The organism is Nocardioides guangzhouensis (assembly GCF_004519545.1).
Classification (GTDB): Bacteria; Actinomycetota; Actinomycetes; order Propionibacteriales; family Nocardioidaceae; genus Nocardioides; species Nocardioides guangzhouensis.
Window position 1 is genome coordinate 41,253 of record NZ_SDKM01000011.1, and the last position, 15,255, is coordinate 56,507.

17 protein-coding genes are annotated in these 15,255 nt (G+C 73.6%); 7 read left to right on the forward strand and 10 right to left on the reverse strand.

Translation table 11 applies throughout. The features are described 5' to 3' along the window. The 4 genes from EKO23_RS09065 to EKO23_RS09080 form a co-directional block, all read right to left on the reverse strand. Entirely contained in the window at window positions 1-747 is a 747-nt protein-coding gene (locus EKO23_RS09065; RefSeq protein WP_134716414.1) for a hemerythrin domain-containing protein, read from the reverse strand. A 29-nt stretch (window positions 748-776) separates the two neighbouring features. Beyond that, the gene (locus EKO23_RS09070; protein ID WP_134716416.1) at window positions 777-2,942 is read right to left on the reverse strand and encodes an MMPL family transporter; all 2,166 of its coding nucleotides are present in this window, start codon (window positions 2,940-2,942) and stop codon (window positions 777-779) included. 96 nt (window positions 2,943-3,038) lie between these two features. Beyond that, the gene (locus EKO23_RS09075) at window positions 3,039-3,701 is read right to left on the reverse strand and encodes a hypothetical protein (protein WP_134716418.1); all 663 of its coding nucleotides are present in this window, start codon (window positions 3,699-3,701) and stop codon (window positions 3,039-3,041) included. After that, the gene (locus EKO23_RS09080) at window positions 3,698-4,318 is read right to left on the reverse strand and encodes a cob(I)yrinic acid a,c-diamide adenosyltransferase (protein ID WP_134716420.1); all 621 of its coding nucleotides are present in this window, start codon (window positions 4,316-4,318) and stop codon (window positions 3,698-3,700) included. The genes EKO23_RS09075 and EKO23_RS09080 overlap by 4 nt, the downstream gene beginning before the upstream one ends. 182 nt (window positions 4,319-4,500) lie before the next feature. Here EKO23_RS09080 and EKO23_RS09085 point away from each other — a divergent pair, with 182 nt between their 5' ends. From EKO23_RS09085 to EKO23_RS09095, 3 genes are all read left to right on the forward strand, one after another. Beyond that, entirely contained in the window at window positions 4,501-4,809 is a 309-nt protein-coding gene (locus tag EKO23_RS09085; RefSeq protein WP_134716422.1) for an STAS domain-containing protein, read from the forward strand. An 82-nt stretch (window positions 4,810-4,891) separates the two neighbouring features. Next, a complete protein-coding gene (locus EKO23_RS09090; RefSeq protein WP_134716424.1) occupies window positions 4,892-6,925 on the forward strand; it encodes a protein meaA in 2,034 nt (677 codons plus the stop codon). Between the two features lie 29 nt (window positions 6,926-6,954). Beyond that, window positions 6,955-7,749: a GNAT family N-acetyltransferase gene (locus EKO23_RS09095; RefSeq protein ID WP_134716426.1), complete on the forward strand. Its 795-nt coding sequence runs from the start codon at window positions 6,955-6,957 to the stop codon at window positions 7,747-7,749. Window positions 7,750-7,905: 156 nt separating this feature from the next. Here the strand turns inward: EKO23_RS09095 and EKO23_RS09100 are convergent, their stop codons facing one another. Together EKO23_RS09100 and EKO23_RS09105 are read right to left on the reverse strand one after the other, a co-directional pair. Then, a complete protein-coding gene (locus EKO23_RS09100) occupies window positions 7,906-8,403 on the reverse strand; it encodes a DUF427 domain-containing protein (protein ID WP_134716428.1) in 498 nt (165 codons plus the stop codon). A gap of 66 nt (window positions 8,404-8,469) precedes the next feature. Next, window positions 8,470-9,144: a M15 family metallopeptidase gene (locus EKO23_RS09105; protein WP_246050982.1), complete on the reverse strand. Its 675-nt coding sequence runs from the start codon at window positions 9,142-9,144 to the stop codon at window positions 8,470-8,472. A gap of 25 nt (window positions 9,145-9,169) precedes the next feature. Here EKO23_RS09105 and EKO23_RS26110 point away from each other — a divergent pair, with 25 nt between their 5' ends. Then, a complete protein-coding gene (locus EKO23_RS26110) occupies window positions 9,170-9,478 on the forward strand; it encodes a hypothetical protein (protein ID WP_246050983.1) in 309 nt (102 codons plus the stop codon). On the opposite strand, the gene EKO23_RS25815 is transcribed toward EKO23_RS26110, so the two are convergent. Then, on the reverse strand, window positions 9,439-10,365 hold the full coding sequence (locus tag EKO23_RS25815; RefSeq protein ID WP_217702551.1) for a lytic transglycosylase domain-containing protein: 927 nt from the start codon (window positions 10,363-10,365) through the stop codon (window positions 9,439-9,441). The genes EKO23_RS26110 and EKO23_RS25815 overlap by 40 nt on opposite strands. A gap of 144 nt (window positions 10,366-10,509) precedes the next feature. Between EKO23_RS25815 and EKO23_RS09115 the strand changes: the two genes are divergently transcribed. The 3 genes from EKO23_RS09115 to EKO23_RS09125 all read left to right on the forward strand — a co-directional run bounded on the left by EKO23_RS09115 (window position 10,510) and on the right by EKO23_RS09125 (window position 11,890). Beyond that, on the forward strand, window positions 10,510-11,007 hold the full coding sequence (locus EKO23_RS09115) for a histidine phosphatase family protein (RefSeq protein ID WP_134716430.1): 498 nt from the start codon (window positions 10,510-10,512) through the stop codon (window positions 11,005-11,007). A gap of 158 nt (window positions 11,008-11,165) precedes the next feature. After that, a complete protein-coding gene (locus EKO23_RS09120) occupies window positions 11,166-11,333 on the forward strand; it encodes a hypothetical protein (RefSeq protein WP_167880391.1) in 168 nt (55 codons plus the stop codon). Between the two features lie 32 nt (window positions 11,334-11,365). After that, entirely contained in the window at window positions 11,366-11,890 is a 525-nt protein-coding gene (locus EKO23_RS09125) for a ferritin (protein ID WP_134716434.1), read from the forward strand. Between the two features lie 16 nt (window positions 11,891-11,906). Here the strand turns inward: EKO23_RS09125 and EKO23_RS09130 are convergent, their stop codons facing one another. Genes EKO23_RS09130 through EKO23_RS09140 form a run of 3 tightly spaced genes read right to left on the reverse strand, consistent with a single transcriptional unit; the run spans window position 11,907 to window position 15,217 of the window. Next, window positions 11,907-12,458, reverse strand: coding sequence for a hypothetical protein (locus EKO23_RS09130; RefSeq protein WP_134716436.1), 552 nt, complete (start codon window positions 12,456-12,458; stop codon window positions 11,907-11,909). Continuing rightward, entirely contained in the window at window positions 12,448-14,322 is a 1,875-nt protein-coding gene (locus EKO23_RS09135; protein WP_134716438.1) for a right-handed parallel beta-helix repeat-containing protein, read from the reverse strand. Before EKO23_RS09135 ends, EKO23_RS09130 begins: the two co-directional genes overlap by 11 nt. Before the next feature lie 58 nt (window positions 14,323-14,380). Further along, window positions 14,381-15,217 (reverse strand): PhzF family phenazine biosynthesis protein, encoded by an 837-nt coding sequence (locus EKO23_RS09140; RefSeq protein WP_134716440.1) that lies wholly within the window; start codon window positions 15,215-15,217, stop codon window positions 14,381-14,383. Between the last annotated feature and the right edge of the window lie 38 nt (window positions 15,218-15,255).

Sequence of the window (15,255 nt, forward strand, 5' to 3'; positions counted from 1 at the left end):
TCAGCCGGCCTTCCGGGCCAGGCGGTCGTGCGCGAACCGGAAGGTCCGCTGCTCGGCCCGCGCGAACCGGCGGTGGGTGAGCCGCCAGATCACGTGGTGCGCCGAGCCGGTGCGGGCGAACAGGTCCGGCAGCGCCGCCGGCGGCACGCCGTGCAGCGCCCACGGAACCAGTGCCACCACCCTGCGGAACGTGATGCCCTCCCGGAACTTCTCGTCCAGGGCGTCCCAGTCCGCCTGCGTGAAGTGCTCCTGGAGCACCCGCATCGCGTCGGTCTCCTCGTGCACCAGGTGCCGGCCCAGGCACTCCCGCGCCGCGACCAGGCGTACGGCGAGCGCCGCCCGCTCGTCCTCGTCGGCACCGGCCGCCATCCGGTCGAACCCGGCGGCCGCCGCGTCGAGCAGCGGGTCGATGCCCTCGTGCTCGGCCTCCATCGCCTCCAGGGTGTCGCGGTCGACCTCGCCCGCGACCTCGAGCAGCGCCGGCCAGAGCCAGGCGTCCTCGCCGGCGTGGTGGTGGTGCAGCGCCTCCGCGAAGAGGGTCCACCGGTCGGCCAGCGACTGCCACGTGACCAGGTCGTCGACCGGGGTGTGCGGCACCGCCGCCGTGAAGGCGGCCAGGTCGCGCCGGAACGCGTGGTGCATGAGGTACATCATGAACATGTCCACCGGGCCCTCCGGGGCCGCCGCCTGGCCCGGCAGCCGGAGCTGCCGGGGCCACTCGGGGCGGCGGTGCTGGTGCGTGGTCATCGTCCTTCTCCTCTCGTCCGTCGTCGGGATCAGCGACCGGCCGGGGCCAAGCCGGGCTCGGTCTCGTCCGTGTCGGTGTCGTCGTCGGTGGTGGCGGCGGCCTCGAGCTCCACGAGCTCGGCCTCCACGTCGATGGTCGGCAGCACCCGGTCCAGCCAGGCCGGGACCCACCAGTTCCACTTGCCCAGGAGTGCCATGGTCGCGGGGACCAGGACCATCCGGACCACGGTGGCGTCGAGGAAGATCGCGGTCGCCATGCCCAGGCCGAGCATCTTCACCACCACGTCGACCTCGGTGGCGAACCCCAGGAAGACGGCGACCATGATCGCGGCGGCGGACGAGATCACCCGGCCGGTGTCGGACAGGCCGCGGATCACGCTGGCGTGCGCGTCCCCGGTGTCGAGCCAGCTCTCCCGGACCCGCGAGAGCAGGAACACCTCGTAGTCCATCGACAGGCCGAACAGGATCGCGAAGATCAGGATCGGCACCCAGCTGGAGACCGGCATCGCGTGGTCGAGGCCGAGCAGCTCCACGCCCCAGCCCCACTGGAAGACCGCCACCAGCACGCCGTACGCCGCGCCGATGGAGAGCAGGTTCATCACCGCCGCCTTGAGCGGCACCAGCACGGACCGGAACACCATGGCCAGCACCAGCACCGAGGTCAGGACCACGAAGGCGATCACCAGCCACAGCCGCTCGGCCAGCATCTCCGCGATGTCCGAGAACATCGCCGTGGTGCCCGTGAGCTGGGCGCCGTCGGGCAGCTGCCTGCGGACCTCGTCGACCAGGCGGGCGGTGCGCTCGTCGGAGGGGCCGAACGCCGGCTCCGCGTCGAACACCAGGATCGCCTTGTCGGGGGACTCCACCGGCGGGGTCACCGCGACGATGTCGTCGCGGGCCTCGAGGTCGGCGGCCACCTGGGCGGCCTCCTCCGGCGTGGTCTTCTCACGGTCGAGGACGACGGTGAGCGGGCCGTTGGCGCCCGGGCCGAACTCGTCGGAGACCAGGTCGAAGGCACGACGGGTGGTGGTCTCGGTCGACTGGCTGCTGGCGTCCTGCGGCCAGGTGCGCATGCCCAGCGCGGGCAGCGCGATCACGATCATCAGCAGGGCCGCGCCGATCGCCCACGGCAGCGGGCGCCCGGCCACGCGCTGCGCCCAGCGGGCGGTGAGCGGGGCCTTCGTGGACTCGCGGCCCTTGCGGACCCGGCGGGGGAGCAGCCGGTGGCCGGCGAACCGGGCGAACACCGGGACCAGGGTGAGCGCGGCGGCGGCCACAGTCACCACGGCGATCGCGGTGGCGAACCCGAACGAGGAGTACGTCGAGAGGCCGGCGAGGCGCAGGCCCATCAGCGAGACCAGCACGGTCGCGGAGGCGAAGACCACCGAGCGGCCGGCGGTGGCGACCGCCCGTCCGGCGGCCTCCGGGACGTCGAGGCCCCGGCGGAGGAACTCCACGTGCCGGGTGACCAGCAGCAGGGCGTAGTCGATGCCGACGCCGAGGCCGACCATGCTGGCGACCATCGGGGCGGCGGTGCTGACGTCCATGGTGCCGGCGAGGATGGTGAGCCCGGCGGAGCCGACCACGAGGCCGATCAGCGCGACGCCCACGGGCAGCCCGGCGCCGATGACCGACCCGAACGCGAGCAGCAGGATCAGCAGCGCGGCGACCACGCCGATCAGCTCGCCGTAGCCCTCCATGGGTGCCGCAGCGGTGCCGGGCAGCTCGCCCCCGAACTCGACCTGGAAGCCGGCGTCGCGGGTGCCGGCGACGGCGTCCTCGAGCGGCTCGAGGTTCTCCATCAGGTCCGGGTGGGTGACCGGCTCGTCGTAGCCGACGACCAGCATCGCGGTGTCGCCGTCGTCGGACATCCGCGGCGGGGTGACGGTCACCGCGTGGTCCATGGCGAGCAGCGCGGCCGTGAGCCGGTCGAGCTGGGCGGTGGACGGCTGCTGGCCGTCCTCGCCGTGCACGACGACCTGGGCCGAGGCGTTGCCGGCACCGGGGACGTGCGCGCGCAGCGTGTCGACGCCCTTCTGGGCCGGGGCGCCGGGGACGTCCCAGTTGTCGACGGGGGTGCCGCCGAACGAGCCGGCGATGCCGAACACGATCGCCGAGGCGAGGACCCAGGCGGCGAGGGTGCGCCACGGGTGGAGCGCGGCCCCACGGCCGAGCCGGTGCAGGAAGCGAGACATGGTGGTTCCTTCGATCAGGTCGTCGTTGACCGGACCAGCGTGCGGCGAGCCGCTTGGCTGCCACTTGGGGGTGACTTGGAGCCCCCTGCACCAGGCTCAGGGGAGCAGCCCGACCACCTCGACGGCCACCCCGACCGGGTCGACCAGCATGTGCAGGTGCCGTCCCGGGAGCGTGCTGACCGGCCAGCCGGCCTCGCGGGCGCGCGCGGCCTCGGCGCCGTACGTCGTGCCGAAGGCGAGGTAGGCACAGCGCAGGTGGGACCACGGCGGTGACGGGACGACCGTGTCGAAGTACGACAACGGCAGCCGCGGCTGCTCGGCGACCACCTCCGCCCGCGTGGCCGGGTCCGGGAACAGCCCGGCCAGGTCCGAGTCGCTCCACCACTCGGTCCAGGGCGGCAGGAGCCCGTCATCGTCACCCGCCAGCGTGGCCAGCTGGTCGCGCATGCCCGGCGGCGCGGTCCGGGTCGGCCCGGTGGCCTCGGGCAGCGCGGCGTCGACGAAGACGCACGCAGTCACCCGACGCTCGGCGGCGAGCGCCGGGACGTAGAGACCGGCGTTGCTGTGCGGGACCAGCGCGAGCGGCCGGTCCTCGGGCAGGTCGGCCAGGGCTGAGGCCAGCACCTCCGCGGGGGTCGTCCCGGCGGTGCGGGCGACCACGACGTCGGCTCCGGCCGTCCGCAGCCGGTCGGCCACGTCCGCCCACACGCGCGGTCCCAGCAGCGGGCTGGGCAGCAGCGCGAGGGCGGGCGAGGTCACTCCGCCGGGCTCTCCGGGATCTCTCCGGAACTTCTCTCCCCGCCGGGTATCCAGAGCACGTCACCGTGCTCCTTGTTGGCGTGACGCGCGAGGATGAACAGCAGGTCGGACAGTCGGTTGAGGTACGTGAGGGCGAGGACGTTCATGGTCTCGCCGTGCTCGTGGTGGGCCGCCCACCCCGCCCGCTCGGCCCGGCGTACGACGGTGCGCGCGACGTGCAGGTGCGCCGCCGCCACCGTGCCGCCGTTGAGGATGAACGACCGCAGCGCCGGCAGCTCCTCGTTGAAGGCGTCGCACCAGGCCTCGAGCCGGTCGACGTACTCCTGCTCGATGCGCAGCGGCGGGTACGTCGGGTCCGGGACCACCGGCGTGCACAGGTCCGCGCCGACGTCGAACAGGTCGTTCTGCACCGTGGTCAGCACCCGCACCACGTCCTCGGACAGTCCGCCGGGAGCCAGGCCGCCGTGCGCCAGCGCCACCCCGAGGTGCGCGTTGGCCTCGTCGACGCAGGCGTAGGCCTCGAGCCGCAGGTCGTTCTTGGACGTGACGCTCATGTCGCCGAGCCGCGTCTGGCCGGCGTCGCCGGTGCGGGTGTAGATGCGGGTGAGGTTGACCATGGCGCCGAGCGTAGTGCCGGCGCCGACCTGCGGGTGTTCCGGGCATGCCTGTGGCCGCTGCGGGTACGACACAGTCAAATTCCAGATGAGATGAAGCAACCCCACAGGCCGATGACGCGTCATGGTGAGTACCGAGCGTCATCAACGGAGACAATCGGGTGTGTCCGATGAGGGAGCGAGTCATGGACATCGTGCACGACGGGCCCCGGCTCGTCCTGACCGGGGAGTTCGACGTCCGCAGCACCATGGACGTGCGCGCCGCCATCCACGAGCGGCTGCGCGGGTGCGACGAGGACCTGATCGTGGACCTGACCGGCGTCACGGCGGTCGACGTGATCGCGCTGCGGGTGCTGGCCGCGGCCACCGTCGCCGCCGAGCGTGAGGGGCGGCACCTGACGCTTCGCGGCGCCGGACCTGCCGTGCGCCGCATGCTCCACCTGTCCCGGCTGATCCGGGTGGTCGAGCTCGAGCGGGCGGTGGCCACCGCCTGACCCTCACCGCGCCCGACGGACGCCCGTGTTGGGTATCCCACAGCCTGTTACCGACGCGTCAGCTTCGCTCTACGCTCCCCTCATGAGCACCTCTGGTGAGTCTGCGCCCGCCCCCGGCCGTCCCGCGAAGGACCGGCCCTGGGTGATGCGGACGTACGCTGGCCACTCGACGGCCGAGGCGTCCAACGCGCTCTACCGCACCAACCTGGCCAAGGGGCAGACTGGCCTCTCGGTCGCCTTCGACCTGCCCACGCAGACCGGCTACGACCCCGACTCCCCGCTGGCGCGCGGCGAGGTCGGCAAGGTCGGCGTGCCCGTGCCGCACCTCGGCGAGATGCGCAAGCTGTTCGACCAGATCCCGCTCACGGAGATGAACACCTCCATGACGATCAACGCGACGGCCATGTGGCTGCTCGCGCTCTACCAGGTCGCCGCGGAGGAGCAGAACTCGGCACTGGACCCGGCCGAGGTGGCCGCCCAGCTGGCCGGCACCACCCAGAACGACATCATCAAGGAATACCTCTCCCGCGGGACCTACGTGTTCCCGCCCGAGCACTCGCTGCGGCTGATCAGCGACGTCATCGCCTACACCGTCCACCAGATCCCCCGGTGGAACCCGATCAACATCTGCAGCTACCACCTGCAGGAGGCTGGCGCGACGCCGCAGCAGGAGCTCGCCTACGCGCTGTGCACGGCGATCGCGGTGCTCGACACCGTGAAGAACTCGGGCCAGGTCTCCGACGAGGACTTCGGGTCAGTGGTCGGCCGGATCTCCTTCTTCGTCAATGCCGGCGTCCGGTTCGTCGAGGAGATGTGCAAGATGCGCGCCTTCGTCGAGCTCTGGGACGAGATCACCCGCGAGCGCTACGGCGTGCAGGACCCGAAGATGCGCCGGTTCCGGTACGGCGTGCAGGTCAACTCGCTGGGCCTGACCGAGGCGCAGCCCGAGAACAACGTGCAGCGGATCGTGCTCGAGATGCTGGGCGTGACGCTGTCGAAGGACGCCCGGGCGCGCGCCGTACAGCTGCCCGCGTGGAACGAGGCGCTCGGCCTGCCCCGTCCGTGGGACCAGCAGTGGTCGCTGCGGCTGCAGCAGGTGCTGGCCTTCGAGTCCGACCTGCTGGAGTACGACGACATCTTCGACGGCTCGCACGTGGTCGAGGCGAAGGTGCGCGAGCTGGTCGAGGGCGCGAAGGCCGAGATGGACCGGGTGCAGGCGATGGGCGGCGCGATCGCCGCCGTCGAGTCCGGCTACATGAAGTCCGAGCTGGTCTCCGCGCACGCCGCCCGCCGGGCCCGGATCGAGTCCGGCGAGGAGAAGATCGTCGGCGTCAACGTCTACGAGACGACCGAGCCGTCCCCGCTCACCGCCGACCTCGACGCCGCGATCATGGCCGCCGACCCGCAGGCCGAGGCGTCCGCGCTGCGCTCGGTGGAGGAGTGGAAGGCGCAGCGCGACGAGTCCGCGGTCGCCGAGGCGCTGGCCCGGCTGGCCTCGGACGCCAAGACCGGCACCAACCTGATGGAGGCCACCCTGGCCGCGGCCCGGGCGGGTGCGACCACGGGGGAGTGGGCCGGGACCCTGCGCGAGGTGTTCGGGGAGTTCCGGGCGCCGACCGGCGTGAGCGGTGCCGTCGGCGCGGCGGACGCGGGGGCCGAGCTGGCCGAGGTGCGCGAGGCGGTCCGGCGCACCGGCGAGGAGCTCGGCGGCCGGCTCCGGCTGCTGGTCGGCAAGCCGGGCCTCGACGGGCACTCCAACGGCGCCGAGCAGGTCGCGGTGCGTGCCCGCGACGCCGGGTTCGAGGTGATCTACCAGGGCATCCGGCTCACCCCGGAGCAGATCGTCGCGGCCGCGGTGGCCGAGGACGTGCACTGCGTGGGCCTGTCCATCCTGTCCGGCTCGCACATGGAGCTGGTGCCCGCGGTGCTCGACGGGCTGGAGGCTGCCGGCCTGGGCGACGTACCGGTGATCGTCGGCGGGATCATCCCCGACTCCGACGCCCGGCGGCTGACCGAGCGCGGCGTGGCCGCGGTCTACACACCCAAGGACTTCGGGCTCACCGGGATCATGGGCGGGATCGTCGAGGTCATCCGGAACGCCAACGGGCTGGACTGATCCGCGCGGTCGGCCCCTAGGGTCGGCGCATGGACGTCCGCTCGCTCGCCTTCCGCACCGACCTCGCCCTGCTGGTCCTCGGCGGCAGCCTGGTCGAGGACCACGACACCCACCTCGTGGTGCGCACCCCGGCCAACCCGGGGTTCCACTGGGGGAACTTCTACCTGCTGGCCTCCCCGCCGGCCGCGGGGGACGTGGACGCGCTGCTGACGGCGTACGACGCGGACTTCCCGGAGAGCACCCACCGCGCCCTCGGGGTGGACGGGACCGCGGACCAGTCGGCGGCACTGGCGCCGCTGGTCGCGGCCGGCCCCGCGCTGGACGCCGGGACCGTGATGACGGCGAGGAGCGTGCACGCACCGCCGCGCCCGAACACCGAGGCGGAGCTGCGGCCGCTGACCTCGGACGACGACTGGGCGAAGCGGGTCGAGGTGTCGGCGGCCTGCCACCCGGAGTACCCCCGCGAGCAGTACCTCGACTTCGCGACCCGCAAGGCGACCTACGAGCGTGGCCTGGTGGAGGCCGGGCACGGCGCCTGGTGGGGTGCGTTCCTCGACGGCCGGCTGGTCTCGGGGATGGGGCTGATGCGGGCCGGCGCGGGCCTGGCGCGATTCCAGAGCGTGGAGACGCACCCCGACTTCCGGGGCCGGGGCCTGGCCGGCACCCTCGTGCACCACGTCGGGGCCTGGGGCCTCAGCGAGCTCGGCGCCCGCACCCTGGTCATGGTCGCCGACCCGGAGTACCTCGCGGCGCGGATCTATCGATCGTGCGGCTTCGTCGACTCCGAGGTGCAGACCCAGCTGGTCCAGCTCACGCGCTCTTGACCCGCGGGCGGCCAGGTCGAGCGCACCGCTGGTCGAGGAGCCAGCGCCAGCGAGCATCTCGAAACCGAGGGGGCACCCGCGGGCGGCCTTGGTTTCGAGACGGGCGCAGCCCGCCCTCCTCAACCAGCGGTCCGCCGAGCCGTGGGAAATGGCGGGCTACCAGCCCCAGGAGCCGGGCGGACCCTTGAACGGTCCGACCACGCGATCGGTGATCCAGCCGCCGTAGAAACCGCCCTCCTGGGCCCGGACCACCTCGCCGTCGACGGTGCACCGGTCGACCAGGGCGGGCATCACGGCGACGTGGTCGAGGAGCGCCTCGAAGCCGCCGGTCGGCTCCGGGTAGGTCCACGCCGCGCGCGCCGCCGTACGGCGTGGGATGACGAGGTCGAAGTACGCCGCCCGCCCCTTCCACTCGCAGTACGTCGCCCCGACGACCGCATGGAGCACGTCGGCGGCGAAAGCCGAACGAGGCAGGTAGTACGTCGGCGGATGACTGGTCTCGAGCACCCGCAGACTGCGGTCGGTGCTGGCGACGACGATGCCGCCCAACTCGACCTCGACCCGCTCGGGACTCGGCGCGACCCGCGGCGGGCGCGGGTAGTCCCAGACCGACTCCTGGCCGGCTCCGGCCGGCTCGGGGACGGGTCTGCGCACGCCCCCAACCTACGACCGTCGCACGAGGTGGCCGTTCGGCGCGCAAGACGTGGCCGCTCGGCGGGGTCAACGGCCGTTCTGGCTGAAGTGCTGGAAGTCCTTCAGGCTCGACCAGGTTCCGCCCCAGCCCCAGCCGATCGCGGCGAACGCACGCACCGCCGGGCCGTCGGGCGTGATCATGCCCGGTCGGACCCAGCCGCGGTCGAGGTACGACGAGGCGAGCTCGGGGAGGACGAGGTCGCCCCGGTGGTAGGGGTTCTGGAACGGGTCGAGGTCGATCGCGAGGCCATACGCGTGCTGGGAGAACGTGGTGCTGCCTCGCACCGGACGGCACGCGAAGGCCCCGGTCACGTTGCCGTCGCCGGTCGGCGGGGCGTCCTGGTCGGCCTTCGTGGTGATGCCCATGGACTCGATGGGGAACCTCGCGCGGTAGAGCCGCCGGAACACGCCGACCACGTCGTCGGCCACGGACGCGTTGACCAGCATCTCCCCGGAGTGCCGGGCGCCGTCGAAGCCCCGGTAGGCCATCCGGACCCAGGCCAGGTCCTGCTTGCCGACCGGGCACCCGGGCCGCCAGGTGCTGCGGGCGATGACGTCCGCCGGCGCGGGTGACACCACCCGGGCGGTGAAGCCGGTGCCCGGGAGCGGCGCGACGGTGTCGGGGGTGTTCCAGCGGCGCACCCGCATCACCGCAGGCGTGGGCCGGACCTCGCCGAAGCCGTCGGCGGTCCGGGGGAGCACCCGCTTCCCGAGCCAGGCTGGCGGCGTGGTGCCGGGCGCGGGCTCGTGGGACGGCGTCGCCGGTGCCGTGGTGGTCGACGGCGCTGACGGCGCCGGCGGTGCCGCGCTCGTGGGCGCCGGGCTCGTCTTCGTCGGGCTCGTCGCGGGCGCCGACGGGGACCGCGTGCCGGACGGGGTGCCCGACGGTGCGGCGGTCTGCCCGGTCCCGCAGCCGGCGAGCAGGCAGGCCGCCAGCAGGAGCCCCGGCAGCGACCTCCGCATGGCGCCCGGCACGACGTCCACCCCCGCGGCCGGCTACCGGCCGGCCAGCGGCTGCGCCGGCCGCTTCGGGTAACCGACGGGGAGCACCCGGACCCCGCGGACGTGCTGGTAGAGCACCCGCCAGTGCCAGTACCCCGCGTAGGCGCTGGGGGAGCGCTGCAGGTTCCGGGCGTACGCCGTCACCGCGCCGACGTACCGGTCCGACGGGTTGTAGTGCCACAGCGCGCCGGCCATGTCGCGCGGCGCCCCGTGCCGCGCCAGGAGCCGAGCCGCCGCGGGGATCGCGTCGCGCGGGTCCTCGATGTCCCCGCCGGCGCCGTAGAGCTGCCACGTCGACGGGAGGAACTGCATGGGTCCGCGGGCCCCGGCGCTGCTGACCCCGTCGATCCGTCCCATCCGGGTCTCGACCAGGTGGATCGCGGCGAGGTACTCCCACGGCACCCCGGTGCTCCGCTCTGCCCGGCGGTAGAGCCGCAGCAGCTCGGCCGGCGGGGGCGGGGCGACGATCCGCCAGCGCGGCAGCCGCGGCGCGGGTGCGGACATGCCGTGCAGCAGCATCGCGGCCCGTACGTCGTTGCGGGTGGCACGTGCGGTCGCCGGTCGGAGCCGGTCCGTGACCCGGACACGGAAGCGCGGCGGTGCCTCGGCCAGGGCCCGGGCGGCGAGCTGCTGGAGCTCGCCGGCCCGGCGAACGTCGGCAGCCCGGGCGCCCGGGTCGCGCAGGGTGGCCGCGGCGCGGTCGAGCTGGCCGGCCAGCGCGGGCGCCTGCCGGGCCGGCACCGCGGGCAGGACCGGGCGTGTGGTCGGGTCAGTGGTCGGGCCAGTGGTCGGCGCCGGCTCCCGGCCGTCGGGTCGGACGGTCGCCGTCGGCGACGCGACCGGCGTCTCCGGACCGTCGCTGCGGTCCGGTCCCGCGCTGCTGCAGGACACCAGCACGCAGCCGGCGGCCGCGAGCGCCACCGGCCGCAGGCTCCCGGTCGCGCGTCTCGGGCCTCGCCGTAGGGGCATCGACGTCCCACCTCCCGTGCTGTCAAGCATGCGGTCCGCCCGGGGCCGCATCAAGCGACGGGTCCGGGGCCGCCGCCGGCGGGCTACCGTGGCGGCATGAGCGACCTGCAGTGCCCGGCGCGGGTGTTCCTCGCACGTCACGCGGAGGCGTCGTGCGACGGGCCCGACGGCTCCGGCCCGGCCGGCGAGCCGCTGAGCGAGCGAGGCCGGCAGCAGGCCCGGGCGCTGGGCGAGGGGCTGCGTGGTGCCCGGATCGCCCGGGTCTACACGAGCCCGATGCCGCGGGCAGCGCGGACCGCGGCGGTGGCCGCCGAGGCGCTGGCGGTGGGGGTCGAGGAGGTCGGGGCCCTGGTCGAGGTGGGCGCCCTGCCCGAGGAGGCCGCGGGCGACGTGGTGACCCGGATGCTCGGGGCGCTCGAGGACATCGCGGACCGGCACCGCGGCGAGGCGGTGCTGGTGGTCGGCCACCTGGCCGCCATCGGGCTCACCCTGCCGCACCTGCTGGACGGGTCCGCCCGCCCCGACCCGGGCCTGGACCCGGGCGCCTGGCTCGCGCTCGAGGGCGACGCCGACGGCTGGGTGCTGCGGGGCTGAGGCCGAGCCCGGTTGCCCACGACGGACCACGCGAGGCCGGCGCCCAGCCGGCCCCATCCGGTCCTCGCCCGCGACCCGAATCGCGAGACCACATGTCTTAGGTTAGGCATGCCTAATTACGTCTGCTACCGTCCTCGCCCGTGGGCAAGAAGAAGGCCATGCCGAAGAGCAAGTGCTGCGTGTCGAAGGACCGCTGCAAGCGCTGCCCCATCCGCATGCTCAAGGAGGGCACCCTCCCTGCGGGCTACACCGTGAAGAAGCGGAAGCTGGTCAAGGTCTCGAAGAAGGCCGGCAAGAAGGTCGGTACGCTGCCCACGGCAGCCTGAGCCATCCCCCCCGCCGGACCGAGGAGTACGTCGTGCCCGCAGCCCGTTTCGTCGAGCAGCTCAACACCCAGATCGGCAACGAGCTCGCCGCCCACAACCAGTACCTCGCCTGTGCGGTCTACTACGACGCGCTGACCATGCCGCGGATGGCGTCGTTCTTCTACGCGCAGGCGCTCGAGGAGCGCGCGCACGCGATGATGATGGTGCAGTACCTCCTCGACACCGACGCCGACGTGGTGATCCCCGGTGTCGACGCCCCGGTCGCCGTCTTCGCCGACCTGGTCGCGCCGGTCTCGCTGGCCCTCGACCAGGAGAAGCGGGTCACCGAGCAGGTCAACGGCCTGCTCCGGACCGCCCGCGACGAGTCCGACTTCGCCTCCGAGCAGTTCATGTCATGGTTCATCAAGGAGCAGGTCGAGGAGGTCGCCACGATGAGCGACCTGCTGGCCGTGGTGCAGCGCAGCTCGCACGACATCGAGGCGATCGAGGAGTACGTCGCCCGCGAGCAGGGCGTCGAGGGCACCGACCCGACCGCGCCGCGCCAGGCCGGCGCCTGAGCCGGGGGCCGATCCGTCAGCCGGGCGGTCGCGACGTCGCTGTCGAGTTCGGGCAGAACGCCTCGCGCGGCGAGCCCGTGTGCAGCTCCTCGGGCAGCGTGACCGTCACGTCGTCGTCCAGCACCCCCATCCGCTCGGTGCTCACCCGCACCTCGGTGACGAAGCTGCCGGCCCGGGCCGAGAGGGTCTCGCAGCCGCCCATGCGCAGCACCAGGGTGACCGGCTCGAACTCCCCGGCGGCGATGGTGACCTCGCCGCCTCCCGGGGCTCCGATCGAGCGGTAGGCGAACAGTCGGGACGGCGGCTGCCGGCCGGCCAGCCCGGTGACCGTCAAAGGCACCTCTCCGTCGTTGCGCAGCCGGAAGGCGTAGACCAGCGTCCCGCGATCGGCGTACCGCACCTGCCGCACCGTCCGGTCGCCAACCCTGAACACCGCGGTGGCCCCGGTGCCGTCGACCCGGGTGGGCCCGCCGGCGCCGAGCTCCGGGGCGGCCGCGGCCAGCGCCGAGCCGCCCCCGCCGGCGAGCACGCCGACCACGGCCACCGAGGCCAGCACGCTACGCCGCACGACGCAGCCTCCGGCCCACGCCGAGCAGCACGGTCAGCCCGGCGACCGCCACGAGCGGCGAGGTCGGGGACGGCCCGTCGCGGCCACCCGTCGTCGCGGCCGGCAGGCCGTCGAGGGGACCGCCGGTGCTGCCGTCCGAGGACGGCTTCTCCGGCGTCGCGAACCACTCGCAGGCGGGCGGGTTCCGCCAGGTCTCGTCGTTGCGGTCGTACTGGCTGCAGGAGAGGAACCCGGCGTCCTTGACCGGTGCGCCCGGCGACATCAGCGAGCCCCCGTCGGCGCACGACGGCGGGTCGACGAGGAAGTTGTCGGTGCGCTCGCCGCGGGAGTAGGTGTTCCCCTCCCAGCAGTTGCCCTCGCCCTGGTCGTCCCACCAGTGGTCGAGCCCGTTGTGCTCGTGGGCGCCGGACGGCGTGATCCCCATGTGGTTGTCGGTGGTGTGGTTGTGGTGCGAGGTGTCCTGCTGCCTGGCCGGGTCGTACTCGTCCCGCAGGGCGGCCGGCACCCAGAACTGCATGGTGCCGTAGCGCCAGTTGTCGTAGATCCAGTTGTGGTCGGTCGAGTCGAAGTTGCCGCCGGCGATCAGCACGCCGGTCCCGACCGGCGTCGGTACGACGGGGCACACGGTGCCGGACAGGTAGCCGCGTTCCTGCATCGGCTTGGCGCAGATCCCTGTCTGGACGAACTTCTCGTAGTAGTTCGAGTTGTTGGAGTGGATCCTGTTCCGGGACCAGCGCGCGTGGTCCTGGGGCAGCCCGGGGTGCCCGGGGAACAGGGAGTCCGTCGCGATGCCGGTGGCGTTGTCGTAGAACTCGTTGTGGTGGGCGTAGATCGAGTTCCCGGCGGTGCCGGAGTAGCCCAGCGTGTTGTCGTGGCTCCGGTTGTGCCGGATCTCGATGGCGTAGCGGGTCGGCTCGAACTCGGTGTTGTCGGCGTTGAGGTCGGAGCCGGATCCGGGGTAGATCCCGGAGTCGCCGTTGAAGTACGCGTTCGATCGGGTGATCAGGCCGTGGTCGCTGGCGAACGCGAGGATGCCGTACTCGTCGTTCGCGCGCGCGGTCACCCGGTCGATCACGAACCCGTCGGTCTCGAGGACGTAGACGGCGTTGAACTCCGCCTGCTGGACCGTGAAGTTGCGCAGCAGTACGCCGCCGGCCCGGTCGGCGCGGATCGCGTTGAGCTTGGCGAACCTGTTGTCGATGACCACGTCGGACATCCGCCGGCCGGTGCCGACGACCTGCGTGCCGCAGAACCGGCTGTCGCAGTCGATGCTCCGGTTGCCCGGCGTGCGGTCGCCGAAGATCGAGATCAGGTTGAGGTTCGTGGGGCAGCGCCGCTGGTCGGCGTACGACAGCGCGATCGGGTCGCTCTCGCCGCTCCCGTCGGCGGCGGGCCCGGCGCCGGTGTCGGGAGAGGAGATCGACCCGATGTACTCCGAGGCCGGAAGCGGGCTGTCGGACCCGGTCTTCAGGTGCGAGCAGTACGACGAGCGCTGCTTCGTGGCCCACGTCCGCTCGGTGTAGGTCCCGGGCAGCACGTAGACCGAGGTGTTGCGCCGGGAGATCGACCGCACCGCGTCCTGGATCGAGCGGAACCGGCAGTCGGCGAGCATCCGGGTGCTGCGGCGCTTCGCGGGGCCGTCGGGCATCGCTGCGACCAGGTCGCGGCTGGCCGGCGTGCACACCACCCGCCGCCGCGGGTTGTCCCAGCCCAGGAATGCCGGCCTCCTGCCGTCGCCGTCGGGGAAGACGGCTGGTCGCTCCTCGTGCGCCGAGGCCGGGCTGCCGCCGGTCGTGGTGAGCAGGCCGAGCGCCAGCAGCGGAGCGAGCAGGAGCAGGGGGACGAGCCGGGTGGGTCGGGGCATCGGCGGCCTTTCGTCGTCGGTCCCTCCCTCCCCGGCAACGAGCCCGGCGCCGTCCGGGTTACGCGTCGGTAGCCGACGCGGGGATCGGCACGGCGGCGCCGGTCACCCGGACCTGCGGGTCGTCGGGCCGCACCTCCACCCGGAGCCGGCTCGGCCGCCCCATGTCGTCGCCCTGGTGCACGGTGACGGTGCGCGGCCCGGTGACCAGCCCGAGCGCCCGCAGGTAGCCGCCGAACGCGGCCGCCGCGGCGCCGGTCGCCGGGTCCTCGACCACGCCGCCCACCGGGAACGGGTTGCGCGCGTGCCACAGGTCGTCGGACTCGCGGACCAGCAGGTCGGCGGTCACCGCGTCGTGGGCACGCAGGAGGGCGGCCAGGCCGTCGAAGTCGTAGTCGAGCGCGGCCAGCCGCTCCCGGGACCGGGCCACCACGACGGCGTGCCGGGCACCCGCGAACGCCCAGTGCACCGGGTACGCCGGGTCCAGGTCGCCGGGCGCCCAGCCCAGCGCCCCGAGCAGCGCCAGCACCTCGGACTCGGACGCCGGCTGCGAGGAGGCCGGAACGCTGGTGAGCGTCGCCGTCCCGCCGTCCGCCTCGACCTCCACCGGTCCCGCGGGGGTGCGGAAGAGCAGCCGGCCGGCCCGGCCCAGCGCGACCGCGGTGGCCACCGTGGCGTGGCCGCAGAACGGCACCTCGACCTGCGGGCTGAAGTAGCGGACGTCGAACTCGTCCGGCCCGGCGGCCGGCACGACGAACGCGGTCTCGGAGTAGCCGACCTCGGCGGCGATCCGCAGCATCGCGTCGTCGTCGAGGCCGCGCGCGTCGAGGACCACACCGGCCGGGTTGCCGCCGGACGGGTCGGTGGTGAAGGCGCTGTAGCGGAGGACGTCGGTCATGCGGCCAGCCTGCCCGTCCGGCGCCCGGACCGCCACGC